The sequence below is a fragment of the Methylomonas sp. TEB genome (genome assembly GCF_047777895.1).
Classification (GTDB): Bacteria; Pseudomonadota; Gammaproteobacteria; order Methylococcales; family Methylomonadaceae; genus Methylomonas.
In genome coordinates this window covers 446,519-473,013 of the sequence record NZ_CP180476.1, presented here as the reverse complement: position 1 = coordinate 473,013, position 26,495 = coordinate 446,519, and the positions used below count along the sequence as shown (strand labels likewise).

The window sequence follows — 26,495 nt, the reverse complement described above, 5'->3', positions numbered from 1 at the left end:
TTGAAATTATCGCTCTAATAGTTGAATTAAAAATACATGTTAACAAAACTTCCTAACGCGCCAACACCCTACTCCGGTAGGGTTCCCTGGCTACACGCACCTTCCGATAATGCCCCTTAAGCTCGGTGCCGCTAGGCAGGTTTACGAGTATTTACATGCCTTCGATAACTAACTTTTTGGAAAAAAATGATGAAACATAAAGCTATATGCGCCGGGTTATCCGCGCTCTGCACGCTAGCGACCGGTAGCGCCGAAGCCCAGTTGTTCGACCGCGGCGGCGGCCTGATCTACGATAGCGCGCAAAACGTCACCTGGCTGGCGGACGCCAATTACGCCAAAACCAGCGGCTTCGACGCCGAAGGCAAGATGAGCTGGCAAAACGCCGTGGCCTGGGTGGGCGGTCTCAGCTACTCGGACAGTGTGCGCGGCACCACCTACAACGATTGGCGCTTGCCGACCTTCAACGACCTGGGCGTGCCCGGTTGCGACTATGGATACAGTGGTAGCGATTGCGGATTCAACGTCTCCACGGCCAGTTCGGAGCTCGCGCATCTCTATTACGGCGACTTCGGTAACAAAGGCTCCCTCGATTCGCGTGGCGGGCCACAGTCCGGCTACGGCATCGTCGACGATCCGGCGACGGCCGACGACGAAAGTCTGTTTAGTCATATTCAATCCTTTGGTTATTGGCTAGGCACCAGTTACGGTGGCGACGCCAGCAAAGCCTGGTACCTGAGCACCGCAACCGGCATGCAAAACTACATCAGTAAAGGCACCAATTATTACGTCTGGGCGGTGCGCGACGGCGATGTCGCGGCGGTGCCGTTGCCCGGCGCCGCTTGGCTATTCGGCGCGGGCCTGACCGGTTTGCTGGCTCGCGGTAAGCGTCGGCAAAATCATCGCCCCCTGTAATTTCCCCAGGAATAACCATCGTGAAGCACACCCAGCGCTAATTCAACTGACAGAGGAAGCGGCCGATGAAATTTAGACCATCAATAACGGTCATTTTTCTGCTATGGCTAATCGCGCTAAGCGGCTGCGCCGCCACCATCCCCGCCATAACAACGGCAGAAGTCGCCGGACGGCAGGTGGAATTTGCGCTTAGCAAACACCAGACTGTACCGGTCATCTTCGAAAACGGACTGGGCGGGACTTTAGACGGGTGGGCAGAAATTTATCCCAAGATAGCGCGCGATAACACGGCCTTGGTTTACAACCGCGCCGGCTACGGGAATAGCGAAGAGGCGGCCACTGCGAGGGACGGCCGGCATATCGTCGAAGAGTTGCGCGGATTGCTTGTCAACCAAGGCCTAACGCCGCCTTATGTGCTGGTGGGGCATTCGCTGGGCGGGTTGTATATGCAATGGTATGCCCGGCATCATCCAGATGAAGTGGCGGCCTTGATTCTGGTTGATTCCACTCATCCTGCTCAACTCAAAGGCGCCGGGGCAATCGAAAACTGGCCGCTCTGGGTGCGCTGGCTGTTAGATTTGATGACATCGGCAACTGCCAAACAAGAGCTGACCGCGCTGGATCTGACCGGTGACGAAGTATTGGCCGCCCCGCCCTATAGCGGCGGACCGATCATAGTGCTGAGCGCTGCGCAACCTCTGGAGGATACCTCTGAGCTGGCGCTCGACGCCAATCAAAAACGCAAGGATATTGCGCGGCTATATCCGGGGGCAATTCAACGCTGGGTAGATAGCGGCCACGTCATTCCACTGGAGAAGCCGGAGTCCGTCATTTCCGCAATCCACGAAGTCTTGTAGAGCAAACAGCAGAATGACACCAAGCCTAATGCGTTACCCTAAGCGGGATTATGCTCAGTAGTAACGCAGTCTAGCTTTTTTTTGAATCAATTTGTGCGCCCGCGTGGGGCGCGACTTTGAAGTGTAGCGGCTCGCGCCGCCTTTCTCGTTTCAATCCACGCGCCCGCGTGGGGCGCGACCAAAGCGTTAGCGCGCGACATCGATAATCAACTGTTTCAATCCACGCGCCCGCGTGGGGCGCGACAAAACAGCGGCAAACGCACGCCGTTGCCAGCGGGTTTCAATCCACGCGCCCGCGTGGGGCGCGACCTCTTGCGTGCAAAATTGCGCCATTCGTGAAGGTTTCAATCCACGCGCCCGCGTGGGGCGCGACTTGGTTAGCGCGGCGGATTGGCCAAATCCGAAGTTTCAATCCACGCGCCCGCGTGGGGCGCGACGGGGCGGGATTTGGAAGTGGTGGCGCGCAATAGTTTCAATCCACGCGCCCGCGTGGGGCGCGACAATGCAACCGGTCAATTCCGGGGATTATCCGCCGTTTCAATCCACGCGCCCGCGTGGGGCGCGACGCCTCGGTGTAAAACTTACTGTAATAGTCCTGGTTTCAATCCACGCGCCCGCGTGGGGCGCGACTTCAGGCCCTTTTGCTCCTCGCCGGTCACCCGGTTTCAATCCACGCGCCCGCGCGGGGCGCGACGGATTAAACGCATTAAAGATCGAGCAACGCTGGTTTCAATCCACGCGCCCGCGTGGGGCGCGACGGCGGAATTTCTACATGACCCCGATAATTTATGTTTCAATCCACGCGCCCGCGTGGGGCGCGACCATTGACTTTACCTTGCCCTGCCCGTCGATATTCGTTTCAATCCACGCGCCCGCGTGGGGCGCGACTGCTATTTACTGCCACCGCGTGACGCTGGCGGAGTTTCAATCCACGCGCCCGCGTGGGGCGCGACCCTGATTGGGTGCGCGTTGAGCTTGAACTATTGTTTCAATCCACGCGCCCGCGTGGGGCGCGACTTGAAGTGTTGGCGGCTTGTGTTTCGATATTGGTTTCAATCCACGCGCCCGCGTGGGGCGCGACTTGAAGTGTTGGCGGCTTGTGTTTCGATATTGGTTTCAATCCACGCGCCCGCGTGGGGCGCGACCCTTGAGCTTGTTTTTGATGTGGTAAAGATCAGTTTCAATCCACGCGCCCGCGTGGGGCGCGACACTTGCTGCCAATAGGCATAGCGCTTGCCGTTGTTTCAATCCACGCGCCCGCGTGGGGCGCGACGAGCAGCACCGGCGAGGGCACCTAAACGACCAAGTTTCAATCCACGCGCCCGCGTGGGGCGCGACATCGAGAGGGATAAAGACGCCGTTATCCATGTGTTTCAATCCACGCGCCCGCGTGGGGCGCGACGTCAAGGGTTAATGGCTGCCTTGCCAGGATGGGTTTCAATCCACGCGCCCGCGTGGGGCGCGACGGGTTTAACGGTCATTTTCATAAACAATTTCTGTTTCAATCCACGCGCCCGCGTGGGGCGCGACTTCCCTTTCACGTGCCTTCCTAGCTTTAGCAAGGTTTCAATCCACGCGCCCGCGTGGGGCGCGACGCTTATTTGTCCTATTTCTGGCGCTGTTTCTCCGTTTCAATCCACGCGCCCGCGTGGGGCGCGACTGTATATGTTTACCCACCAACCTACTAATATTCGTTTCAATCCACGCGCCCGCGTGGGGCGCGACTCGACGCCGGCAACAGCACCCGAGTAATAATATCGTTTCAATCCACGCGCCCGCGTGGGGCGCGACAAATACTTGACCGCCACCCAAGCCAGAGGCCGGCGTTTCAATCCACGCGCCCGCGTGGGGCGCGACCTCTTGAATTCCTTTCCTCTATTGAAGGATTGAGTGTTTCAATCCACGCGCCCGCGTGGGGCGCGACCAATGGATGAGGCGTTGTTAAATGGCTGGATCGTTTCAATCCACGCGCCCGCGTGGGGCGCGACTTGACACACTCCTATCGTTTGGCAAGCCATCCTGTTTCAATCCACGCGCCCGCGTGGGGCGCGACGCAAAAGCGCTTATACTCTTTCAATGCTTGTGGTTTCAATCCACGCGCCCGCGTGGGGCGCGACAGCCAACCGAGAAAGATGCCGGCGGCGAAGACGATGTTTCAATCCACGCGCCCGCGTGGGGCGCGACGGTACGGGTACTCTGTAGGTACGGCGGATCACAGTTTCAATCCACGCGCCCGCGTGGGGCGCGACGCCATGTGTAAAGCTCCTGTAAATACTGTTTTAGTTTCAATCCACGCGCCCGCGTGGGGCGCGACGGGGTCGGGTAAATAATTGGTGATCAGGGCGTTGTTTCAATCCACGCGCCCGCGTGGGGCGCGACAACCAGCATTATAAAATGGAGTATTTATATTTAGTTTCAATCCACGCGCCCGCGTGGGGCGCGACAAAGTTCGGCCTATTGGTTCTCGATGAATTGGGTTTCAATCCACGCGCCCGCGTGGGGCGCGACCAAGGCAAATTCATCGTAAGAGCAGCGAAACTGTTTCAATCCACGCGCCCGCGTGGGGCGCGACATAGCTTTCCCAGCAGGCGACCAGCCAGCAGGGTTTCAATCCACGCGCCCGCGTGGGGCGCGACGCCCTTGCCATGCGGATTTTGCGGGATTGAGTGTTTCAATCCACGCGCCCGCGTGGGGCGCGACATGCAAATTTTAATCAACGAAACCAACGCAATCGTTTCAATCCACGCGCCCGCGTGGGGCGCGACGGAGCAAGGTGGTTAGCGATAACCAAGCACTCGTTTCAATCCACGCGCCCGCGTGGGGCGCGACTCGGCGCCATAACCATAGTAATCTGCATGTGCGCGGGTTTCAATCCACGCGCCCGCGTGGGGCGCGACGTATATTGCGCTCGAATGGTGGCTATTCTCTCTGTTTCAATCCACGCGCCCGCGTGGGGCGCGACGCGGACCACCGCCAATTTGGGTCCATGATAAAGGTTTCAATCCACGCGCCCGCGTGGGGCGCGACTTTGTCAAGAAGGAAAAAAAAGAGGATAAGAGCGTTTCAATCCACGCGCCCGCGTGGGGCGCGACCGTGGCGTGTTCGTCGAACGATTCCAGCACAATCGTTTCAATCCACGCGCCCGCGTGGGGCGCGACACAAACAGCGCGCGATTCCGGATGCGGCCAAAGTTTCAATCCACGCGCCCGCGTGGGGCGCGACGGCCGCGATCACACCAACCATCGACCACACCAGTTTCAATCCACGCGCCCGCGTGGGGCGCGACTTAATCTTTCTCTTATATCGCTCATTTTTTCATGTTTCAATCCACGCGCCCGCGTGGGGCGCGACGGCGTACAACGACATCATGCGCGAGATCAACCGCGTTTCAATCCACGCGCCCGCGTGGGGCGCGACTTGGTCAACTCGTGCAAATTGCCATCGGTGCGGTTTCAATCCACGCGCCCGCGTGGGGCGCGACCAGCGCCGGACGATGCAGGATCTATTTTGTGATGTTTCAATCCACGCGCCCGCGTGGGGCGCGACATCATCGACTTCGCGGTCGTAATCGTTGCCGAGGTTTCAATCCACGCGCCCGCGTGGGGCGCGACGATCACCGCCGCGCGGGCCGTGACGGCCGCTTGTTTCAATCCACGCGCCCGCGTGGGGCGCGACTTTTCTTACTAGTTAACGAATCATCACCATTGCGTTTCAATCCACGCGCCCGCGTGGGGCGCGACTCCGGCTATTCATCCAGGTCCCCAATTCATCGAGTTTCAATCCACGCGCCCGCGTGGGGCGCGACCTCGGCCATCGGTGCCTCCGGTGCGTCGAGCGGTTTCAATCCACGCGCCCGCGTGGGGCGCGACCTTAATTGGTGGAAGGCCGTTTGTGTTTGAGCCTGTTTCAATCCACGCGCCCGCGTGGGGCGCGACCTGATTCCTTGCAATTTGCCGTATATGACAAGGGTTTCAATCCACGCGCCCGCGTGGGGCGCGACGCTCCGTGATGATCTTCACTTTTATCATCAGAGTTTCAATCCACGCGCCCGCGTGGGGCGCGACCATTTTTTTTTCCTATACGGGTAAGGCGTTATTGTTTCAATCCACGCGCCCGCGTGGGGCGCGACCTTGTCGGTCGCCTGGGACGCGCCGTGGGCGGCGTTTCAATCCACGCGCCCGCGTGGGGCGCGACCATTTCCCGGTTTATTGTTCATCGCCGACGTGTGTTTCAATCCACGCGCCCGCGTGGGGCGCGACGCACACCGCCCGAATACATCTGAACCTGTATAGGTTTCAATCCACGCGCCCGCGTGGGGCGCGACTGCGTTGAGGTTATCGATTGATTTCAATGACAAAGACGCCCATGAAATGCGAACCGACCAAAATCAACGCGAATAGCATTCTAAAGTATTTCCGGAAAATTGAAGAATCGGCGTAAACACTGGGCATTTCGGCAACTGCGAACCCTCCGGGACTTTCATGTGCGCTTGGGGTTCGCATCACAACAATAATAAACCATTCAGGTCCACGGCCTTCTTCGCACCAATGTGCTCGACCTTGCGTTCCCAGTTGTTGCCCAAGTAATAAATCCGCAGGCTATCCTCTTCTTCGTCCATGACATTGATCAAATCGTTCTTCAACTGCGTCCATTGCGCCATGTCCACTTCAATCTCAAATACGGAATATTGCACGCGCTGCCCAAACACCTGACATAGCCGCGCCATACGGCGCAGGCGCTTCGGGCCGCCGTCATTTTTAAAGCTGACGTCATACGTCACCAAGATCATCATGGTTAAAGCTCCGGTTTATTTCCACAAAAACGGCACGTAACTGTCGCAATCGCCACGCAGAAATCTGGCTAATATCTGCGCCTGCAGCCATGGCAACAAACCAACCGGCACGGACTCCTCAAACCAGGGATGCATCAGAGTGTCCTGCTTGCGGTCCTGCCAGGCTGCTAGCAAGATGCGGCGCGGCTCTTCCTTCAACGTAAAAGAGCCATTGGGCCATTCTTCAAAGTCCTTGAGCGCCAGCTGGCGTTTGTTGATCAAGGACAGTACGAAGCGGTCTATCATCGGTCGAAACTCTTCCGCCAAGTCCAACGCCAGCGATGGCCGGCCGCTGCGTAATTGATGCAGAAAACCACTGGCAGGATCGAGACCGGTGGTTTCCAATGCAGAACGGCAATCGTGGGTTAATAAGGTGTAACAAAACGACAGTAAGGCATTGACCGGATCGGTGGGTGGCCTGCGTCGACGGGCATCGAATTGAAAATCAGGCTGGCGAATAAGATGTTGAAATACGCCGAAATAAACTTGCGCCGCTTCGCCTTCCCGTCCCATCAAAGTATCGATGGCATCGCATTCGGTCAATTGTTGCAGGCAGCGGCTCAAACGCTTTTCCGCCGTCGCTAGCTCTGCGGCCATTGATTGACCATCGGCTTGGTCACCGTAGTCGCGCAGGTAACGGCGCAAGACCGCGCGCTGGTTGTAGAGCTTGCCGGACAGCATGGTGCGGGCGATGGCGACACTTTTATCGCGATTGGCACCCGTCAAATGCTGGGTGCGACGTAATAACACGTTGCCGCTGACCGGGCCTTCAACGCGAGCAAGAAATTTACCGAATTGATTCAGATAGGTAATGGTCACGCCGTTTTCCGCGCAGTGCGCCATCAAATACGGCGAGATGCTGACCTGACCGAAACAGACCAAACCTTGCAGTTTATGAATAGGCACCCGCGCTTTCAGTTCATCACCGACCTTCATCACCAGATTGTCGTTATCCTTATGCACCCAGGCGTTTTGGGTTTGGATGTAAATCACGTTACGGAGTGGCCGCATGCTTAGTCCTGTGCCAGTTGTTGGGCCAACCAAGCCGAGGCCGGCCTAGTGAAATCTTGCGGGTGACATTGGTCAATCAATGAACAATTTTTGCACTTGCCGGCTTGATAGACCGCCTTGGGAGTGATTTTGGATTGCACAATGTCACGGCAGGCTTGTATGGTTTGCAAGGTGAGTTCGCGTAAGCCACTATCAAACTCCACGCTATGCCGACGCCGCACTTCGCCGTAAAACAAGGCCCCCGCAGGTACCGCGGCACCTTCCATATCTTCCAGGCATAAGGCCTGCGCGCAAAGCTGCACTTCGTCGGCGCGATGGGCTTTGGGCTTGCCGCGCTTGTATTCGATGGGATAGGGTTGCTCGCTGCCGTCGGGCTTGAGATGATACTCCACTACATCAGCCACACCTTCGATGCCCAGCGCACTGTGCGACAAACGCAGGGAACGCACGATACGAATATCGCCACGTTTTTGCTTATCAGGTTGGTCTACTCGTTGATGCAATACCTTGCCCTCGGCGGTGAATTGGTTTTCAATCCACACGTCTTCCAGCTCAATTAACGCAAACTGCCGGGGGCAGTAGAGATAGTGTTGCAGACGCGAGAGGTAGATGGGTTCCAGTTCCATTGGGTATCCTGTTCTGCTATTAAAGCAGCGTCTTAAAACTGTCGTTGTTCAAGCCAGCATCACGAATGATATTGCCCATGGTAATGGCGTTGACGGGATTATGCCGGGGAATGGTTAAAATCCGGCTGCCGTCTGTCATTACAATATGCTTGCCCTGCCGGGCAATCCGGAAACCGGCTTTTTCCAAAGCCCGCACCGCCTGTAGGTGGTTGATACCATCCAGCTTAGGCAATGCGGCGCTCCAACACGTCTACTTCCTTGACGATTTTGTTGACGGTCAAATCGTCAACCACCGCTAAATACTCGGCGATTGCCTCGGCAATATTACTTAAGGCTTCCTGTTCGTTGGCACCTTGAGAGTGACAACCCGGTAAGCCGGGCACCGACACAGCTATACCTTCTTCGGAAGGCTCTAAAACGACTTTGTATTTCATAACTACCTCGTTAGTTAAAAACCATCGACTTCTTCCGGAAGCAGGCCATCCAAATTGTTTAGTGTATAGCTGCCGTCCGGATTTACATGCAAACTACCATGTACTTTGGCGGAGGAATACTGACCGGCTTTGCTGTTATGTTGCCACCATATGACTTTTTTGACGGCCATGGAACCCTCCGGGCGAGCCGAAGAAGCATCGCCTTCGAACAAGCGCGGCAACACCGCTTTGATGGTTTCGGCGTCGGTATCGCTAAAACCTGTTTTTTCGGCCAGTTGCGGGGTCATGGCACCGTAAACCACATAGATGGCTTGGTCTACGCGGTGTTTCATCCCCATGGTGTCCGAGCCTTTTTTGCTGCCATCGCCTTCGCTGTTGACGCTTTTGGTGATTTGGGTGCTGGTGATGCTGACCGGTTCGACGCTGAAGGCTGATTGAATGGTGACTGGCCCACGGATGGCTATCGAAACCCCGGCAGAATCGCCTTCTTTACCGAATGCAAACACCTGCCCAAATGAGCGAACATCCAGCCAATGCGCACAGGCTTGTTTGGCGGTTTCATCCTTGTGCTGTTTTTTGGGATTGAAGGCATCCTTGCCCAAACCAATCGGCGCATCGGCTTCCGCACGGTTTTTCAGACTGGTCATGCCGTCGGTTTTCTTTTCGTCGGATTGCACAAAAATCGAGTGGCCTTCACTTTGCAGGCGATCCCGCAGCTTGCGTTTGAGACAAACATCGGTAATTTCGCCGAAGCCGGAATAATCGGTACGCGGGCGATTACCGTTCAGTGGATCACCGTTAGGATTCGCGTGATGGACAGTCAAAATAAGGGCAAAATCAACTTTGTGGTTCAACGTACTCATGCTTATTCTCCTGATTCAATATTGGCATCGTGCCCTTCAGCACTGGTGTGGTTGGATTCGGTTTTGTGTTTGAAATGATGGCGCTGGCAGTGATAACCCAATAAAAACTCACCGCTCAAGGCGGCATTGCGGGTGAAATCGTCGTGTTGAAACAACGCCAGAATGCTGTCGATGTCTTTGTTTCGGTTGGTCAGGAACCCGGCACGAGAAACCTGTAAGCGCTGCATGTAGGGTTGCAGACTGAGTTCTATCGTGCGCCAGGTTTCAAAGGGCCGGTCGGCGAAACGTTGCATCAAACGCGCTGCGGTGGTTGGGCGTTTTTCGCCGCCTACACCCTGGGCAATTTCCTCGATGTAATCGGCAACGGCCAGCAGTCTGCCGAATAAATAATCACGATCTGGTCGGTCTTCTTCTAGCGCCATGGCATAGTCTCTCCTGAGTTGGTTGTCTGGGTGTCGTTGGTAATAGCCTTTGAAAAGCGCACAGGCGATACCGAGGTTTTTCTCCCACAATGGCTGATTACCTAGGTTATCGTGTGGATAAGAATTTCGATTGCAGACATTGCGAATGCATTGATCAAGCAAATCGCGAGGCAATAGGTATTTATCGATAATGCAAGACAACAACCGTTCTACAGCTTTTCTTCTGAGAGTTTTATGGGCATCACTGTCAATATCACCGTAAACAGCAATCGCAATATCACGCGGCAAGGGGGCGCAAATTGGCCAAATAACCTGGATTTTCGGTTTTTTGTCATTCTCGCCGAGTAGTTCTTTGGTATGCCGCTGACGCCAAGCAAATTGCGTATGCCAGGCCTGCAAGCGCTGGAAGAACTCATCCCGCAACAGTTCGCGGTAATAAATGATGCTCATCCGGCCCGGCGTTGCCGAGTCGATGCCCATTACCGTGATTTGTTCGTTGGGACTGATTTTGGCGGCATAACCTGCCATGTATTGGTTGAGTTTGCGGGCGTAGGCTTGACCCAGATTACGAGCATGATCGACTTGCATGTTGATGACGACCGGCTCGGTCAATTCTTCCAGATCGAAATCGTCGCTGTCGTTGGTCATGCCGCTATCAGCCAACGGTTGCGGCACCGGAGCGCCGGATACCGCCCAGGCCACATAGACCTGATCGCCGTTTCTGAAACCTTGCCGGTTGACCAGCCAACGCAAAGCATTGTGGGCTTTTTGCGAGACTTCAAAACCGATGCCGCAGGCCTGGGTTTCATCCAGGAATCGGCCACGGTAGGTGTAACCGCTGCTGTCGTTGGATGAAATCAGCTTAGCCTTATCCCCGCTATGTCTGATTTTGGCAGGATGGTTATTGGATAACACCTGCTCAACGCCAGTGGCGTAGCACAAGCTTTTCTCAATACTGTTTGCCGTATCAAAGCGAATCCAACAGGCCTGAATGCTTGGGTCTTTCCACGTTTCGCTGGGTGAGTTGCCGGGTATTTCCACCGACCAACACACCAACGCCGCCCCCTGGTCTAATATGCCTTTTTCTTTCGGCAGCACTTTAAACAATGCGGGTGGCGCATCATCGAATTGCCAGCGTTCCAAGAGTTCAGGTACTCCTTGTGCATTGGTTTCGGCAAACAAAATCTGCTGAGCGATTAAATCGGCAACCACCGTGCCTTTCTCAATGTAACGATATACTGCCTGCACTTTAGGGTGAGCATAAGGTGATTCACACCAGGCGTTGAGTTGTTGACGATAGCTTTCAAAATAGGCTTTTTTCTTACCGCCAAATCCCGCGTAATCTTTGGCCACATATTGAATCTTATCGGCCAAGCCATGTGGAGCTTCGCCACTGCTGCGACTGGCAGAACTTTCGGTAGCGGGCAATACGATTTGAGTTTTCTCCAATACTGAAGCGCGTCTGAAATTGCCTTCAGCATCCAAAACGATATTAATATGGGCATTTTGCGGCGTATGGCTGATCGGCATGAGCTGTTGCTCTAACGGCAAATCCAGCAACACGCCCGCGTCATAGGTTTGATACAACTTTTGCAGCCAGCTCATAGCAACTCTGCCTCCGTTTGGTCTACGGTTTGCAGATTGTCTTCAACGCCAAAGGCTTTAACGCTCATGGGCCTGACGACCCTGCGCACACTACAATCTTCAGGCCTAGGAAACTGCAAAATGCCTTGCTTGAGCGTGGCTTGCCAGAACAAGCTTTCCAGACTCGAACTGCCGGTTTCGTCGGGATAGCCGAAACTATGGAACATCAGGCCGAAGGCCAGTTCGTCGATGCCATCATAAAAACCTGCGTCGCTGCCGAATTCGCAGGGTTCGACATACCCCTGGCAATCTCTGGTGCCGAGAAAAATATCCTGCCGCCCGCCTTTTTCCAGCATGCGTTGGGCAATGCTGTAGTGCTTGCCGTCGATGCGGTCATTGGCTAATTCCGGACGATGGAGATTCCATTCGAAATGCGCTTCCACCTGGTATTCCACTTCATGCAAAAAGGTATAAATCGCCAGGCTGTTGCCACCGTTCCAGTTCAGAGGTTTGGTGCCTTTGGTTTGGGTGCGCAGCGGTTTGACAATGCGGACTTTATCCACATGCCAGATCAGCGTCGGTTTCCAGTAAATGGATTTCAGCACGCCCTTGATGGCTTCGTAAGTTGGCAAGTGGTACGAACATTTTTCGCCGCCGATCCGAGTCACCGGATCGGTGAACATGGCATAACGGCCCCACAATCGAAAACTGATGCGGTTATTCATAGGCAATTCCCTGCGCAGCTGCGCCTTTGGTCATTTACAAAATATCGGCTTGAGCTTTGTTGACGACTTCAGTGGATAAACCAAACGCATCGCTGTAATAACGTTTATCCAGGTAATAAACAGCTTCCTCGCCAATGGGATAAATCGCTTGTTGCTGCTGAAGCTTTTGCCAATCATTTGGAAAAACATTGACGCTGTATTTTTGCGCACGTTTTAAACAGTTTCGATAACGAGCAGTTTCATAGTGACTTAATCCACACAGTTCGGTAATCAACTGCTCACCCTCTCCCCAAGGCACGATTACCGCCTGTGTAGGAGCGTCTATGGATTTGAAATGTTGTGCGGCGGTTTTGAACGACTGCCGGAGCATTTCAAAACGGCCAGATTCTCTGACGATACTGTTCTTGGGATTGTGGCTGAGCAAATTTAACAAGCTGTCATCCTGGCCCAGTTGCGCGGCGGGTAACCTGTAGTCCATTTCATCGGCGCGATCATAGAAATAATATTGAAAGTACCGGCTGATCGCCTCCGGGCAAAGCAAGTTGCCATCGCCTAGCTCACCTAAAACGCGCTGGGCTTGCTTCTGACCTTCCTTGATGTCGATGAGTTGATTGATCGATTCCTGGGCCGGATTTACGACATGCACTGTAGCCTCGGATAAATGACCATGCCGATTACAGCGCCCAGCGGCCTGAGCAATGGAATCTAGTCCGGCCAGAAAACGAATCACACTGGCAAAGTCAATATCTACACCCGCTTCGATCAATTGGGTGCTGATGCATAACATGGGTTGTTTATCATCCAGACGTTGTCGCATCTCTGCAAAACGGGCTTGTCGATGTGCTGAACAGAGATTGGTGCTGAGATGGAACACCGTGTTCTCGTCCAATTCAGCCCTACACAGTTGGTAAAGCTTTTGCGCCCAGGCTTTGGTGTTGACGATTACCAGACAATTGCCTTTATTGCGCAATTCGCTTAAAGCCAGGTCGGCAACTTCGTTTTCCAACCAGCCTTGCAGGCGAATTTGCGGCTGGATTGTAACCCGTTGCAATTGTTGAAACAGTTGCGATACATCGGGCATCAACTCGTTCTGTTTGGGAATCTCCAACTGCCCTTTAAGCGGCGCTTTGAGCTTGTTTAACAAGGGTTGAGTGGCGGTACATAACACAGCCGTAGTGTTAGCTTGCTGGCTTAGAAAATTCAGCGCATTGCAAAATAAATGGGTGCAGCGTATCGGCAGGGTCTGGATTTCGTCGAAGATGATGACGCTGTTGGCCAGTTGATGCAAGCGACGCACACCGCGAGTGCCGCCGCCGAACAGTACTTCCAGAAACTGCACCATGGTGGTCAGCACAATTGGCGCATCCCAGTTTTCGGCTGCCAGTTTGCTGTGCCAGGTTTGCTCCTCTGGCTCCAGGTTGCTGTGATGTTCCAACACCCATGGGAATGCATCCTGTTCATGCTCCACGATGTCACGAATAGCCCTGGCGTTTTGCTCGATGATGGAGGTATAGGGAATCACGTAAATGATCCGCTCCAACTGATGCTGCCGGGCATGGTGCAAGGCATAACGCAAACTGGCTAGCGTCTTACCGCCGCCTGTGGGTACGGTCAGGGTATAAATACCTTGCACGTCACTGGCCCGCTGGAAACAAGCATCGGAAATGCTTTGGCGAATGTGATCGATGGGGCCGATCTGCTCGACGGGTTTGTCGGCCCATTGCTGTAAATGCTGTTCCAGGCGCTCAACCGCAATCATCCACTCCGGCTTTTGACGTTGGCGGTAAGCCGTGTTTTCGGCGTATTCAAAATCCGCGCTGCTGATACGGTCGGCGTCGATCAAACAGCTAAACAGAAACCGAGTCCATAAACCGCGATTGAAATGGGTGATGGTATCGGATGCACCATCTAAGGCTTTCAGGCGCGTTAACATGCTGATGAGCAGCTCTTTGCCAGCCAACGCTTTGGCACGTTCTTGGATTTGCGAATCTGCTTGTTGTTTGCATTCGGATAAGTGCGTTTTGTCATCGGCTTTATCGATGCGTTTGGCAAATAAATGCTCATCACCATCCGCTGACAAGTTGTCGATCAAGCCGCCGTGATGCGAGGCAATGCACAAGGCCAGAATCTGACCACACAGCTTACCTTCGTCGTGACTGCCGTTTCGGGCGAATTTGGAAAGTGCATCCCAAACCCACTGTGCTCCGGCGGTTGAATGATCGACCTTGCCTTTCTGGTTGGGCTGGTCATCGCCATCCGGCGCCAGCAATCCAGTCTCGGTACTGATATAGGTTTGAAAGGCCTCGCTGTATTTGCCGAAATCATGCAGTAAACCAATTAATTCCCCAGCCTCCGGCACTGCAATTTTTGCGGCCAGATTCTTGGCGATTTCTGCGACTTCGAATAAGTGCTCAGACACTGTTTGAATCGCGCCGTCCACGTGGCGAACGTGGGCGACGTATCCTGGGTTTCGCAGCTTTGCAGACTTTGATGCATCACCAGGCGAGTTGATAGAAGAATTGAAATCCATGTCAGCGTGCTAAAAGTTGGCGTAGTATTTTCCAAAACACATTTTGAACGTTAGCACACCTCTTGAGCGCTACGCAATGACAGGCTGCTTAGGATTAGTTTGGAAATGGCTTAGAAGAAAGAACCCTGTTTTGGCAAAATTCCTGATCATTTCCGGCCTGAACTGCAATCATCCCGCTTTTTTCACCGTCATTCTGACTTACAGCTCGGTCATTCAGGCTCAGAACAAGAGTGTTCTGGCATAGAAGGAGATCATTCCGATTCCGAACCTGATTATTCTGAAGCATTGCTTGGCTGTTCTACCAAAAAGCTCGGTCGTTTTCGCTTTGAGCGAGAATGATGAGGCTATTTACCTGAACAGCTGAGCTTTTTGGTCAATCGTTCCGGTATTTTGCTTGATCGTTCGAGCCGTGAACGGGAACGTCGGGGCTTCAAAAGGCGGCAATCGAGAAAATTGTTCGGCTGACCGAGCAAGACACCTGAACGTTGCGGCAAAACACTGCAACACTCAGGCTTAAAGGACGAGTTAAACTTATGACTGGCTGGTGGCCGCCGTCCAACTGGCGACTACCGGGGGTGATGCCTCTTATTTACGCAGGCGCTTATAAGCGTTGATCAAGCCGTTGGTGGAACTGTCGTGGTCTGTGACCATCTCGTCGTTTTTCAGCTGCGGCAGAATCGCCCGCGCTAACACTTTCCCCAATTCCACACCCATTTGATCAAAGGAATTGATATTCCAGATCACGCCTTGTACGAAGATTTTGTGTTCGTAAAACGCAATCAAAGTACCCAAGGTTCTGGGGGTCAGTTTTTTGAATAAAAACGAGTTGGATGGCTTGTTGCCTTCGAAGATTTTGGAGGCAATCAGGGCGTCATCCAGATTAGGTTCATGGCTTAAATCCTCCCTAACCTCCGCTTCGGTTTTACCGCGCATCAGCGCTTCGGCTTGGGCCAGGAAGTTGGAAATCAGAATATCGTGGTGGTCGGGTAAGTCGTATTGGCTTTGCGCGGCCGCCAGAAAGTCGCCGGGAATCAGTTTGGTGCCCTGATGAATCAATTGGAAAAAGGCATGCTGGCCATTAGTACCGGGCTGGCCCCAGATAATCGGACCGGTGTTGTAATCGACTTTTTCACCGTTGATGGTAGCGCTTTTGCCGTTACTTTCCATATCGCCCTGCTGGAAATAATCGGCAAAATATTTCAAGGACTGCGCGTACGGCAGAATCGCGTAGGTTTCCGCTTCGAAGAAGTTGTTGTACCAGATGCCCAGCAAGCCCATGATGACCGGGATGTTTTTTTCGAATGGCGCACTGCGAAAATGTTCGTCGGCGATATGCGCGCCCATCAGCAATTCTTCGAAATTGTCCATGCCTATGTATAGGGCAATGGACATGCCGATCACGGACCACAGGGAATAACGGCCACCGACCCAATCCCAAAACTCGAACATGTTCTCCGGGTCTATGCCGAATTCCTTGACCTTTTCGACATTGGTCGAGATCGCCACGAAATGTTTGGAAATATTGGCCGGGTCAACCGCAGCTTTTAAAAACCAGTTACGCGCCGACCGGGCGTTGGTCATCGTTTCCTGAGTCGTAAATGTTTTTGACGAGATCAAAAATAAGGTAGTCTCGGGGTTGAGCGGTTTCAGGGTTTCCACGATGTCGGTTTGATCAACATTCGAAACGAAGTGGGCTTTCAAACCGTCTTTACCGTAAGGCGCCAATGCAGTATCGACCATTTTCGGCCCCAAATCGGAACCGCCGATGCCGATGTTGACGATGTCGGTAATAGTCTTGCCGGTGTAGCCGGTCCAGGCACCGGAACGGACTTGTTCCGTAAATACCCGCATTTTCGCCAACACTTTATTAATTTCCGGCATCACGTCCTTACCGCGAAACAATACCGGCTTGTTGCTGCGATTGCGCAAAGCGGTATGCAAGACAGCGCGTTTTTCCGTGGTATTAATAATGGAACCGGAAAACATGGCTTCGGTCTTGGCGGAAAGCTCCGCGCGGCTTGCCAATTCAATCAACAAAGGCAAAGTTTCTTCGGTAATTAGATTTTTAGAGAAATCGAACAGCAAATCGCCAAATGTCACGGAAAACTTGTCGAAGCGTTGCGGATCTTTATCGAACGCATCCTTCATGCAAAATTTGCCGGCAATCTCGCGGTGATGTTGCTTAACGGCATTCCATTCGGCAGAGTTTATTAATTTGGACATATTGTTGTTATTTAATTAACCGGATAGGGGGATATTTCAGTAGACCTGAACAGGCAGAGGCAATTTAAAGGGATGATTCATAACCCCATTATAAGGATTGTCTTTGATTGCTGACAAAAAAAATTACAGCTTGAATCGATCATCTCAACTACGGCACGATAGCCTTTCTTTGGCTAGGGCGATGTGCTAGAGTTAAGCGCTGTTTTGATCGAAATCAGGCAGTTACGTTCGCCAATGATTTAAACATGTTCATGTATAACCACATGAAAAATAATAAAAACTACAGCATTTATTAACACGGGAAGGGTATTTATGAGAAGCTCTCGCATATTAAGAAACGGTTTACTGGGCTTGTTGGGCCTGATTTTTTCATCATCAGTATTGGCACACGGTGGCGCCGCGGGTACTGATACTGACCAATGTAAGTTCGAACTGGAAAAAGATCACTGGATCCATTACACCGCCTACCAGCCAAACGCATACCCGGCTGAAGAGTTCTGCGGCAATATTCCCGATATCAACACATTGACTCAATTGGTCTTCGACTATCAAGACCAACGCTATCGCGGCATGGCTATCGAATTTGAAGTGACCAAAGAGCCTGAAGGCAAACGGGTTTTCTTCCAAGCAGCCGAAAAACATAAATCAGGCACCGTCATTCTGAACCTGCCACAAGGCGTGCCAGAAGCCGGCAAACATTTGATTCACATCACGCTACTGCAAGATAATGGCGAAAGATTGGATGCACACATGAGCTTTAAAGCCGGTGCGGGTCAACCGACCAGCAAAGGTAGTTATGCCTTGTATGCATTGGTGTTGTTCGCTGGCTTGTACGTCCTTTATCTGTCTAACGCCGGTTTCAAACGCAAAGTTGACGGCATAATTGGTAAAGCGAAAGAAATCTAAGAATTACCCCGCAAGAACCGTTATTCCGCCTATGCTGCGCGGCGGAATAACGTCATTTCCGGCAGCCTTGTCAATCGGAACTATCGCGGCATAATCGACGCTATACACGAAGCCCCTTTGAGGTAATGCAATAATGTTCAAATTCGTATCACTTGCCACACTGGTCTGTGCCTTATCTGTTACTGCGGTGTCCGCAAAAGAAATGCAGGATCACAATCAGATGATGAACCACGGCGACGGTCATTTGATGGATATGGATGGCGGCATGGTCATGGGCCAAAACACCGACACCTTGCCCGGCGGCTGCGACAAAATTGCCGAGACCAAGGAGATTACCGTGCATGCCGGGCACAAATATTCCGAGAAATTCCCCGGCACCATGTTTGCGTTCGATCAGCAGGAGTTTCAATTCGAACCTTGCACCAAACTGACTGTTCATTTCGTCAATGAAGATGAAATCCGTCATCAATGGATGATGCACGGCTTACCCAAATATTTGTACCCCAAAGGCATGTTCCATTTGGAAGTCAGCGGTCCCGGCAAAGTATCCGGCACGCTAATCCTACCGCCGGGCGACAAAACCTACTTAGTGCATTGCGACATTGCGCAGCACATGGAAAAAGGTATGAAAGCCCAATTAAAGGTCGGCAAAGGCAGCGAGGACTTGCCCAGCATTCCTGGGGTAACCGCGGCGATTTTCCCGGATGATTACAGCGGTAGACCCTACGATCCTAAACTCGACGCGCCAGCCCCCAGCACACCCGTGGCAGCCCCAGTAGTGGCAGCGGCACCTGTGCCTGTTGCCGCAGTCGATGATTCGATTGTTTCCGGCACCACCGTAGTCGGTTTGGCTATCGGTTTTATTGCCGCACCTTGGCTGGCAAAACGCTTTAAAGGCATGAGCGCCGGCGAAATTGTTGCTACCGTACTGGAGCAAGTCGCTCACGCTGTTGGCTATGTCATGCAACTGATCGGCAAGCTGATCAAAATGTTATCCGGCAAAAACGTCATCGCCTTACCGGACAAATAAAGACTAAGCAAAAAGCCCCTGAAACAGCTGTTTCAGGGGCTTTTTTATGGGCTAAACAAATGCAGTTAGAATCGCTCGGCCCTCTGGGATTATTTATCAGTGCTTTCATTTCGTCCACCGTCGCCCCCGGCGGTTCGGAAGCGGTACTGGCCTATCTGGTTAACAGCCAACAACATTCCGTCAGCCAGTTAGTAGCCATCGCCACTATCGGCAACACCTTGGGTGCCATGACCACCTGGTGGCTGGGCCTATGGGCTGCCAAAAAATATCCTGCCGAAGCTTTAGCCAAGCAACATCAAAAATCGCTAAATACCGTGCGTCGCTGGGGCAGTTGGGCCTTGCTGTTTTCCTGGCTGCCGCTGGTGGGCGATGGCCTGTGTTTTGCCGGCGGCTGGCTGCGCCTTTCGATACTATCCTCGCTGTTGGCGATTTTTTTAGGTAAAGTGTTGCGCTATATCGCCGTTGCCTACGCTTTTGTCTAAGTCATGAGTTTCTTTTCCTTACCGCACTTCCCCGCCGCCAATACAGTCGCTGAGCACAATAAACGCGATTATCAGATTGCCGCATTTACCTTTGTCACCACCACCATCTGTTTGACGATGGATGGCTTCGCGCCGCAATTCATGCAATATGTGCTGGCGTTTTTCGGCTGGCTGTTTTTGATAGCTTGGTTGCGCGGCGAATGCAAATATGTGCGCACCCAGGTGGCCGTGGCGGTAACCTTTGCGGTGATCGGCGAGTATTTCGCGTCCGTGTACATGAAAGGCTATATCTACCGCTTCGGCAATGTTCCGGCTTACGTACCGGCCGGGCACGGACTGGTGTATCTCACCGCCGTCGCATTGGGCCGCTCCGGACTATTTCAGCAACACGCCCGCCGCATTGCGGTTTTGGTTGTGGCGGCTTGCAGCACCTGGGTGGCATGGGGGTTGAGCGGCCTCGGGCGATTGGACATCATCGGCGCGGTGCTGTTTGTGGTGTTCTTGGGCTACTTGTTCAAAGGCCGCTCGCCGATGGTTTATCTGGGTGCGTTCTTCATCACCTCCTGGCTGGAAATCGTCGGCACCAGCGCCGGGACCTGGGCCTGGGCCGAGATTGATCCCGCCTCGCACCTGCCGCAAGGCAACCCGCCTAGCGGTGTAGCGGCTTGGTATTGCTTAGTCGATGCGGTGGCTATTGCCGGGGCGGGGCCGGTACTGCAGGCCTTCACCAAAACAGCAATGGTGTTGCAGCGGCAAAGGGCTTGACCGTTGCAGGCTGAGTCGAGCGAAACGATACCCCGCAAAACGCCTTCAATGCTGGGTTTCGCGCTGCTCAACCCAGCCTACATTATTCCACATGCCGGATCGCGTTCAAGCGCACCCGGTCACCCACCCGAATCAAACCCCCGGCCAAAATTCGCGCCGTCATCCCACCATGTCCGCGTAGCGCGTTATAACTCCCCATCCCCAATTCCGCCGCCATTTTTGAGCACGGATCGCAAGGCCCGGTGACTTGAATAATCACCTCATCGCCCACAGCCCATTCCAACATCACATCAGGAAACGGCGAACGCATACCGATAAGATTTAGTCCCGAAACCACTAGATTGCGCCGTAGCCGAGTCGGCTGCAATTCCGCGAGTCCGCACCAGTTGGCGACGATCGGTAAATGCTCGGCTTGAAACAAGGTCAGTTCGCGTTTTGCCGATTGCCGTCCGGAACGGGCTCCGTTGGCCCGGCGATCTCCCAATAACCCCTGCCCCGGCTCAGCCCGCACCTCGGCAACCGAAACAGCCGGTTTACCTCGCTCGGGACGCAGGATGATAGCTTCGATCCGGCCTTCCGAAGCGAATTGTTGAGTGAGATCGCGGAGAGTCATAATTGAACGTAGTGTTAGGACGATTTAATCTGAGGCGTAAAAGCGTAGCGTAATCGCTCTAATATGAAAAACTTCATTACCCCGGTGTCGAGCTTGCTAGTCGACGCTACGAGCCATTAGCCCTTTCAAGCTTGTGTATAATTCATAGCAGATAGACTCAGTTGGGAGCTATCGAGCCATTCGGAACGAACGGCTTCTCAAATATCAGCAAAGGATAATGACAATTCTATGAATAAATTTCTTGCCGCCACCCTTTTTGTCGCTAGCAACCTATTGGCTGGCTGCGTCGCAACCGGCGTCTATCAACCGCCGCAAGCGCCGCAAACCTTGGATTATTCTCGTGAAGTGAATGCAGATTTCGACTCAACTTGGTCAACAATCACTAATGTCGCCGGCGCCACCTTCTTCAATATCAAAAACTTTGACAAGGGTAGCGGCTTGATGACTCTCGAATACGACAATATCCGTGGCAATATCGGCGCTTATGTCAATTGCGGAGAATTTGTAAGTAATCAAAGCGCCCAAAAGACTATCCATCCCGATCCCAAATCGGTTATTAACTATATGACGATAAGCGACCTGATTATGCATCTTTCGGGCAGAGCCAATGTGATGGCTCGTCCAGTGGCAGATAACAAGACCCAGGTTCAGATCAACAGCCAATACACTTTGGTAATCGACAAAAAAATCGGCGACAAAGTCGAGCGGGTCGGCGTATGGAATTTCAGCTCCCGCGAACCGGACACACAAAAAGCCGATGTCAGTTATCGCCCAACCAATGTCACATGTCAGTCCTCTAACAAACTTGAAAACGACTTTTTAACCGAAGTTTCCGCGCGCCTGCCTTCGACCGCAAGGCCAGAACCGGTTGCCGAGCCATCGGCGCCAAGCAAGAAAAAACGATCACGCAAATAATTTGCAAGTCCAGGCTGCGGGGTTTTCCGCAGCCTAATTCCTACCTAAACCCAAAAATACTGCTTTTCGGCATTCACCAGTTATCGTCACACCGTCATTTCCGAATGAGTAAACCGCATTCCAATGCCGCGTGGGCACAAAAAGCATGTGCCCACCCTAGGCTAGCGTAGAGCTAAGCCGACCGCTGGAGCGCCATGTTATGCCTTTCGCTGATAGCATCCACGAAACCTGCGCACTGGGGGGTGCTCGCCATCGAAATAATCTTCCGCGTACTTTTCTGCAAAGCCTTGTGACTTCAATATGTCGATTTCTTTTCGCACAAGTGGCCAAGGCATTGAGCCAGTTGATTCTGATTCATCCCTCAACCTAGCAATGAGCATAAGATAACCATCGAGCGAGACAAGCCCGCAAATTTGCTGTAATGCTTTAGTGCGCAACTCAGGCGGAAGCACTTGAAGCGTGTACGATTCGAGCACCAAATCAAAAGCCCCCTGCCAGTTATCAGGAGCTTGAAAAAGGTCGCAAACCACATACTTGACATTGGTATTTGGAAACCGATTCCCACACTCGGAAATGGCGGTTGGCGAAATATCAAAAGCAGTCACGTCGAAGCCAAGGCAGGAAAGCCATTCTGCATCGTCACCTAAGCCGCACCCAATCTTCAAAGCCTTTTGCCCAAAAGTAAGAAGGTTGTTCGTTTTTTGAAATAGCTCAATCATGTTTGGATTTGGCGTATAGTCAGCCCACGGGATAGGAGTGCCGTCTGAACGGGCTTTGGCATATAGCTGTTCAAACCAATCAAGGGGATGTCCTGCGGAGATTGCTATCTGAGCCAATTGTCTTGCTAAAGCGCGATGATTATCCATGAGCTTATCTGTGGCATAACGCCTAGCTAAGGGGCGCGCAGCGAAGCGTCGCCTTGAGCGCAGTGTTGAAAGGCTTGGTTGATGGCTTGCTTTTTGTATCTGGTAACAAAATCTTTTGCCTCATCAAGTGATTCTGGGTAAGAGATTTTATAGTAGCCTCCATCCTCACGCTGCTCATAGACTGAATGAAATAGGAATCCATGCTCCACGAGATATTTGACTTTATCCCATTGCGCTTTATCTGCGGCTTTCGGAGCGGAAAACTTTCGGTTGACCTCGATCAATGTGCCACCACATTCTGGGCAAATTCTTGAGATTGAAGATTGAGGTTTCTTAAAGCTCTTTCTGCATTTAAAGCATAAATTCGGAAAGAGATAGCTCTGTATATGCTTGTCTTTTTGAAAGTAGCTGTGATGCTTGAACTTACCCATGACTCTGAAAGCCTTTAACGTGAAAGTGAGCGGCCTGCGCGGCTTTTCGCGCAGGTCCGCTCGACTGCTGGGTTAGAGCACACTTGCATCTCTTAGCTCGCTAACGAAGTCTGAACGGTCGAGAAACTCAACGCCAAAAACGTTTCCGTCGTGATCGAGATCGACGTTGAAGCCGACCTCAAGGAAAGGCAGGGTCTTCGCAATCGGCGCGGAGAGATTGGCGAAATGCGCGCTCGGCTTAGGACTGACAAAATATACGTACCCAGCCTCAGCATCGTCGTCGTAGGTGCAACGCTCAATTTCTCCGCTTTCAACCTGCGAGGCGGCAGATTCGTAGCCTGCGCTAGCGAGAGCAGACCTTACCTCGGACATCAGTGTCGGTGCGGCGGATGCAAGGGGAGTCATGTGTGCTCTAACAAGTAATTAAGTAGTTTCTGTATATCATCCAGGACGCGATGATATACGCTCGTGCGTGACGCTAACAATAATTTTCCTGCGCCAAAGCAAGCATCCTGTCTCCGATAGGCAGGTCACTGCCAAACAGAAAAATTCGGCAACAGCCAACCGATCCCTCGAATCGCCTTTAACTCTATCCCGCCGCGCATTTACGGTTAAAATACCACCCCTAATTTAAACCCAAGCGCATCCGACACAAAACATGGAAAAAACCTATTCCCCGCACGCTATCGAACAACGCTGGTATCAACTTTGGGAAGAGAGTGGCTACTTCGCGACCAAGCAAGATGGCGACTCCTATTGCATCATGATTCCGCCGCCCAACGTCACCGGCAGTTTGCATATGGGGCATGCGTTTCAGGACACCATAATGGATGCGCTGACCCGTTATCACCGCATGAAAGGTTACAACACCCTGTGGCAACCGGGCACCGATCATGCCGGCATCGCCACGCAAATGGTGGTGGAACGCATCATCAACGCCGACGGTAAAACCCGCCACGACTTGGGCCGCGAGGCGTTTATCGAGAAAGTCTGGGAATGGAAGGAAGAGTCCGGCGGCACCATCACCCGACAATTGCGGCGGATGGGTTCGTCGCTGGATTGGGAGAAGGAGCGCTTCACCATGGACGACGGCATGTCCGATGCGGTGCAGGAAGTGTTCATCAAATTGTACGAAGAAGGCCTGATTTATCGCGGCAAACGTCTGGTGAACTGGGATCCGGTGCTGCACACCGCTGTTTCCGACCTGGAAGTGCTGTCGGAAGAAGAAAACGGCTCGATGTGGTATATGCGCTACCCGTTGACCAACGGCACCGGCCACTTATTGGTGGCAACCACCCGTCCGGAAACCCTGCTCGGCGACGCGGCAGTGGCGATTCATCCCGATGACGAGCGTTACAAACATCTGCTCGGCGAATTCGTCGAATTGCCGCTGACTGGTCGCCGCATACCGATCATAGCCGATGAATATGTCGATCCGAAATTCGGTACCGGCTGCGTGAAAATCACGCCGGCCCACGATTTCAACGACTACGAAGTCTGGTCGCGGCATAAACAAATATCCGCCATCGCCGACCTGCCGCACGGCGGCTTGATCAACATCTTTACCGTCGATGCGGCGATTCGCGGCAACGATGATGGCTTTACCATTATTCCTGACGCCTATATTGGCCTGGACCGCTTCGAAGCGCGCAAGAAAATCGTTGCCGATTTGGACGCACAAGGCCTACTGGAAAAAATCGCCGACCATAAATTGATGGTGCCGCGCGGCGACCGTACCGGCGCTGTGATCGAGCCTTTATTGACCAATCAGTGGTACGTGAAAATCGAACCGTTGGCCAAGCCGGCCATCGAAGCCGTCGAAACCGGCGCCATCAAATTCGTGCCGGACAACTGGAAAAACACCTATTTCGAATGGATGCGCAACATCCAGGACTGGTGCATCTCCCGGCAAATCTGGTGGGGCCACCGGATTCCGGCCTGGTACGACGATCAGGGCAATACATACGTCGGCCATAATGAAGCCGAAATCCGCACCACGCATGGCTTGGCCGCCGATTATCCGTTGAAGCAGGACGAAGACGTGTTGGACACCTGGTTCTCGTCGGCGCTATGGCCGTTCTCGACGCTGGGTTGGCCGGAGCAAACCCCGGAATTGGCGAAACATTACCCGACCAGCGTATTGGTCACCGGCTTCGACATCATTTTCTTCTGGGTGGCAAGGATGATCATGATGGGCCTGAAATTCCAGGGCGAAGTACCGTTTAAGGAAGTGTACATTCACGGTCTGGTCCGCGACGCGGAAGGCCAGAAAATGTCTAAATCCAAAGGTAACGTGCTAGACCCTATCGACATCATCGACGGCATCGATTTGGAAGCCTTGGTAGCTAAACGGGTGTCCGGCATGATGCAGCCGCATCTGGCCAAAAAAATCGAACAAGCCACCCGCAAGCAATTCCCGGACGGCATTCAATCGTTCGGCACTGACGCGCTACGTTTTACCTTTGCGTCGCTGGCTTCGACCGGCCGCGACATTCGCTTTGACTTGCAGCGTACCGAAGGCTATCGCAACTTCTGCAACAAATTGTGGAACGCCGCGCGTTACGTGCTGATGAACACCGAAGACCAGGATAACGGCATCGATTGCGCGGAATGCACATACAGCCAGGCCGACTTGTGGATTCTGTCCAGATTGAACCGCACCATCGCAACGACTACCGATGCGATCAAGAGCTATCGATTCGATTTGGCCGCGCAAGCCATCTACGAATTCACCTGGAACGAATACTGCGACTGGTATCTGGAGCTGGCGAAAATCTCGCTGCAAAGCGACGACGAAACCTTGCAACGCGGCACGCGCCAAACTTTATTGAAAGTACTGGAAACCGTGTTGCGTTTGGCGCATCCGATCATGCCCTTCATCACCGAGGAAATCTGGCAACGGGTTGGCCCGCTGGCCGGTGTCACCGCAGCGACTATCATGCTGCAGCCTTACCCGGAAAGCGATAGCACGGCTATCAACACCGACGCGGAAACCAAAATCCAATGGACGATGGACTTCATCCTTGGCATCCGCCGCATTCGTGGCGAGATGAATATCGCCCCCGGTAAGCCGCTGAATGTGTTACTGCAAAACGGCAGCGACACCGATCAAGCTTATTTGAAAGACAGCGAAAGTTATCTGCTGAAACTGGGCCGCCTGGAAAGTATTACCTGGCTGGCGGCGGACGACGACGCGCCGGAATCGGCGATTGCGCTGGTCGGCGACATGAAAATCCTGATCCCGATGGCCGGTTTGATCGACAAAGACGCCGAATTGGCGCGCCTGGACAAGGAAATTCAGCGCATCGAAAAGGAACTGCCGCGTATCGAAGGCAAATTGAGCAATGCCGCCTTCGTCGACAAAGCTCCGCCGGAAGTCATCGACAAAGAGCGCGAGAAACTGGCCGGTTTACAATCATCATTGACGAATCTGAAGGAACAGTACGCCAAGATCAAAGCCCTGTAGTGT

The 26,495-nt window shown here is 53.1% G+C and carries 22 protein-coding genes and 1 CRISPR repeat array; of the genes, 8 read left to right on the top strand and 14 right to left on the bottom strand.

Features of this window, described 5'->3' with window-relative positions:
• Window positions 1–186 precede the first annotated feature (186 nt).
• Together ACMXD4_RS02055 and ACMXD4_RS02050 are read left to right on the top strand one after the other, a co-directional pair.
• Entirely contained in the window at window positions 187–912 is a 726-nt protein-coding gene (locus ACMXD4_RS02055) for a DUF1566 domain-containing protein (RefSeq protein WP_415879702.1), read from the top strand.
• Between the two features lie 65 nt (window positions 913–977).
• Window positions 978–1,769 (top strand): alpha/beta fold hydrolase, encoded by a 792-nt coding sequence (locus ACMXD4_RS02050; RefSeq protein ID WP_415879701.1) that lies wholly within the window; start codon window positions 978–980, stop codon window positions 1,767–1,769.
• Window positions 1,770–1,852: 83 nt separating this feature from the next.
• Window positions 1,853–6,093: direct repeats of the CRISPR family, unit length 32 nt; unit sequence GTTTCAATCCACGCGCCCGCGTGGGGCGCGAC.
• Between the two features lie 177 nt (window positions 6,094–6,270).
• Here ACMXD4_RS02050 and cas2 read toward each other — a convergent pair.
• From cas2 to pgi, 10 genes are all read right to left on the bottom strand, one after another.
• Window positions 6,271–6,561 (bottom strand): CRISPR-associated endonuclease Cas2, encoded by a 291-nt coding sequence (gene cas2 / locus ACMXD4_RS02045; protein ID WP_415879700.1) that lies wholly within the window; start codon window positions 6,559–6,561, stop codon window positions 6,271–6,273.
• Between the two features lie 15 nt (window positions 6,562–6,576).
• Entirely contained in the window at window positions 6,577–7,611 is a 1,035-nt protein-coding gene (gene cas1c / locus ACMXD4_RS02040; protein ID WP_415879699.1) for a type I-C CRISPR-associated endonuclease Cas1c, read from the bottom strand.
• A 2-nt stretch (window positions 7,612–7,613) separates the two neighbouring features.
• Entirely contained in the window at window positions 7,614–8,237 is a 624-nt protein-coding gene (gene cas4 / locus ACMXD4_RS02035; protein WP_415879698.1) for a CRISPR-associated protein Cas4, read from the bottom strand.
• A 19-nt stretch (window positions 8,238–8,256) separates the two neighbouring features.
• Complete coding sequence (locus tag ACMXD4_RS02030) at window positions 8,257–8,469, bottom strand: type II toxin-antitoxin system HicA family toxin (RefSeq protein WP_415879697.1); 213 nt, start codon at window positions 8,467–8,469, stop codon at window positions 8,257–8,259.
• Window positions 8,462–8,671, bottom strand: coding sequence for a type II toxin-antitoxin system HicB family antitoxin (locus ACMXD4_RS02025; RefSeq protein WP_415879696.1), 210 nt, complete (start codon window positions 8,669–8,671; stop codon window positions 8,462–8,464). The genes ACMXD4_RS02030 and ACMXD4_RS02025 overlap by 8 nt, the downstream gene beginning before the upstream one ends.
• A gap of 14 nt (window positions 8,672–8,685) precedes the next feature.
• Window positions 8,686–9,534: a type I-C CRISPR-associated protein Cas7/Csd2 gene (gene cas7c, locus ACMXD4_RS02020; protein ID WP_415879695.1), complete on the bottom strand. Its 849-nt coding sequence runs from the start codon at window positions 9,532–9,534 to the stop codon at window positions 8,686–8,688.
• A 2-nt stretch (window positions 9,535–9,536) separates the two neighbouring features.
• Window positions 9,537–11,561, bottom strand: a complete 2,025-nt coding sequence (gene cas8c / locus ACMXD4_RS02015) for a type I-C CRISPR-associated protein Cas8c/Csd1 (RefSeq protein WP_415879694.1) — start codon at window positions 11,559–11,561, stop codon at window positions 9,537–9,539.
• Complete coding sequence (cas5c, locus tag ACMXD4_RS02010; protein WP_415879693.1) at window positions 11,558–12,265, bottom strand: type I-C CRISPR-associated protein Cas5c; 708 nt, start codon at window positions 12,263–12,265, stop codon at window positions 11,558–11,560. The genes cas8c and cas5c overlap by 4 nt, the downstream gene beginning before the upstream one ends.
• A gap of 34 nt (window positions 12,266–12,299) precedes the next feature.
• On the bottom strand, window positions 12,300–14,795 hold the full coding sequence (gene cas3, locus ACMXD4_RS02005; RefSeq protein WP_415879692.1) for a CRISPR-associated helicase Cas3': 2,496 nt from the start codon (window positions 14,793–14,795) through the stop codon (window positions 12,300–12,302).
• Window positions 14,796–15,380: 585 nt separating this feature from the next.
• Entirely contained in the window at window positions 15,381–17,018 is a 1,638-nt protein-coding gene (gene pgi, locus ACMXD4_RS02000; RefSeq protein WP_171696783.1) for a glucose-6-phosphate isomerase, read from the bottom strand.
• 312 nt (window positions 17,019–17,330) lie between these two features.
• Between pgi and ACMXD4_RS01995 the strand changes: the two genes are divergently transcribed.
• The 4 genes from ACMXD4_RS01995 to ACMXD4_RS01980 all read left to right on the top strand — a co-directional run bounded on the left by ACMXD4_RS01995 (window position 17,331) and on the right by ACMXD4_RS01980 (window position 20,201).
• Window positions 17,331–17,924, top strand: coding sequence for a hypothetical protein (locus ACMXD4_RS01995; RefSeq protein WP_415879691.1), 594 nt, complete (start codon window positions 17,331–17,333; stop codon window positions 17,922–17,924).
• Window positions 17,925–18,057: 133 nt separating this feature from the next.
• A complete protein-coding gene (locus ACMXD4_RS01990; protein ID WP_415879690.1) occupies window positions 18,058–18,954 on the top strand; it encodes a copper oxidase in 897 nt (298 codons plus the stop codon).
• A 59-nt stretch (window positions 18,955–19,013) separates the two neighbouring features.
• Complete coding sequence (locus ACMXD4_RS01985) at window positions 19,014–19,436, top strand: YqaA family protein (RefSeq protein ID WP_415879689.1); 423 nt, start codon at window positions 19,014–19,016, stop codon at window positions 19,434–19,436.
• A gap of 3 nt (window positions 19,437–19,439) precedes the next feature.
• A complete protein-coding gene (locus tag ACMXD4_RS01980) occupies window positions 19,440–20,201 on the top strand; it encodes a hypothetical protein (protein WP_415879688.1) in 762 nt (253 codons plus the stop codon).
• Between the two features lie 82 nt (window positions 20,202–20,283).
• Here ACMXD4_RS01980 and ACMXD4_RS01975 read toward each other — a convergent pair whose 3' ends face one another.
• On the bottom strand, window positions 20,284–20,814 hold the full coding sequence (locus ACMXD4_RS01975) for an MOSC domain-containing protein (protein ID WP_171696788.1): 531 nt from the start codon (window positions 20,812–20,814) through the stop codon (window positions 20,284–20,286).
• 327 nt (window positions 20,815–21,141) lie between these two features.
• Between ACMXD4_RS01975 and ACMXD4_RS01970 the strand changes: the two genes are divergently transcribed.
• A complete protein-coding gene (locus tag ACMXD4_RS01970; protein ID WP_171696789.1) occupies window positions 21,142–21,729 on the top strand; it encodes a hypothetical protein in 588 nt (195 codons plus the stop codon).
• Between the two features lie 197 nt (window positions 21,730–21,926).
• On the opposite strand, the gene ACMXD4_RS01965 is transcribed toward ACMXD4_RS01970, so the two are convergent.
• From ACMXD4_RS01965 to ACMXD4_RS01955, 3 genes are all read right to left on the bottom strand, one after another.
• Entirely contained in the window at window positions 21,927–22,595 is a 669-nt protein-coding gene (locus ACMXD4_RS01965; protein ID WP_415879687.1) for a class I SAM-dependent methyltransferase, read from the bottom strand.
• 26 nt (window positions 22,596–22,621) lie between these two features.
• A complete protein-coding gene (locus ACMXD4_RS01960) occupies window positions 22,622–23,026 on the bottom strand; it encodes a hypothetical protein (protein WP_171696791.1) in 405 nt (134 codons plus the stop codon).
• Between the two features lie 72 nt (window positions 23,027–23,098).
• A complete protein-coding gene (locus tag ACMXD4_RS01955; protein ID WP_171696792.1) occupies window positions 23,099–23,431 on the bottom strand; it encodes a DUF2283 domain-containing protein in 333 nt (110 codons plus the stop codon).
• A 253-nt stretch (window positions 23,432–23,684) separates the two neighbouring features.
• On the opposite strand from ACMXD4_RS01955, the gene ACMXD4_RS01950 reads away from it, so the two are divergent.
• Window positions 23,685–26,492 (top strand): valine--tRNA ligase, encoded by a 2,808-nt coding sequence (locus tag ACMXD4_RS01950; RefSeq protein ID WP_415879686.1) that lies wholly within the window; start codon window positions 23,685–23,687, stop codon window positions 26,490–26,492.
• Window positions 26,493–26,495 lie beyond the last annotated feature (3 nt).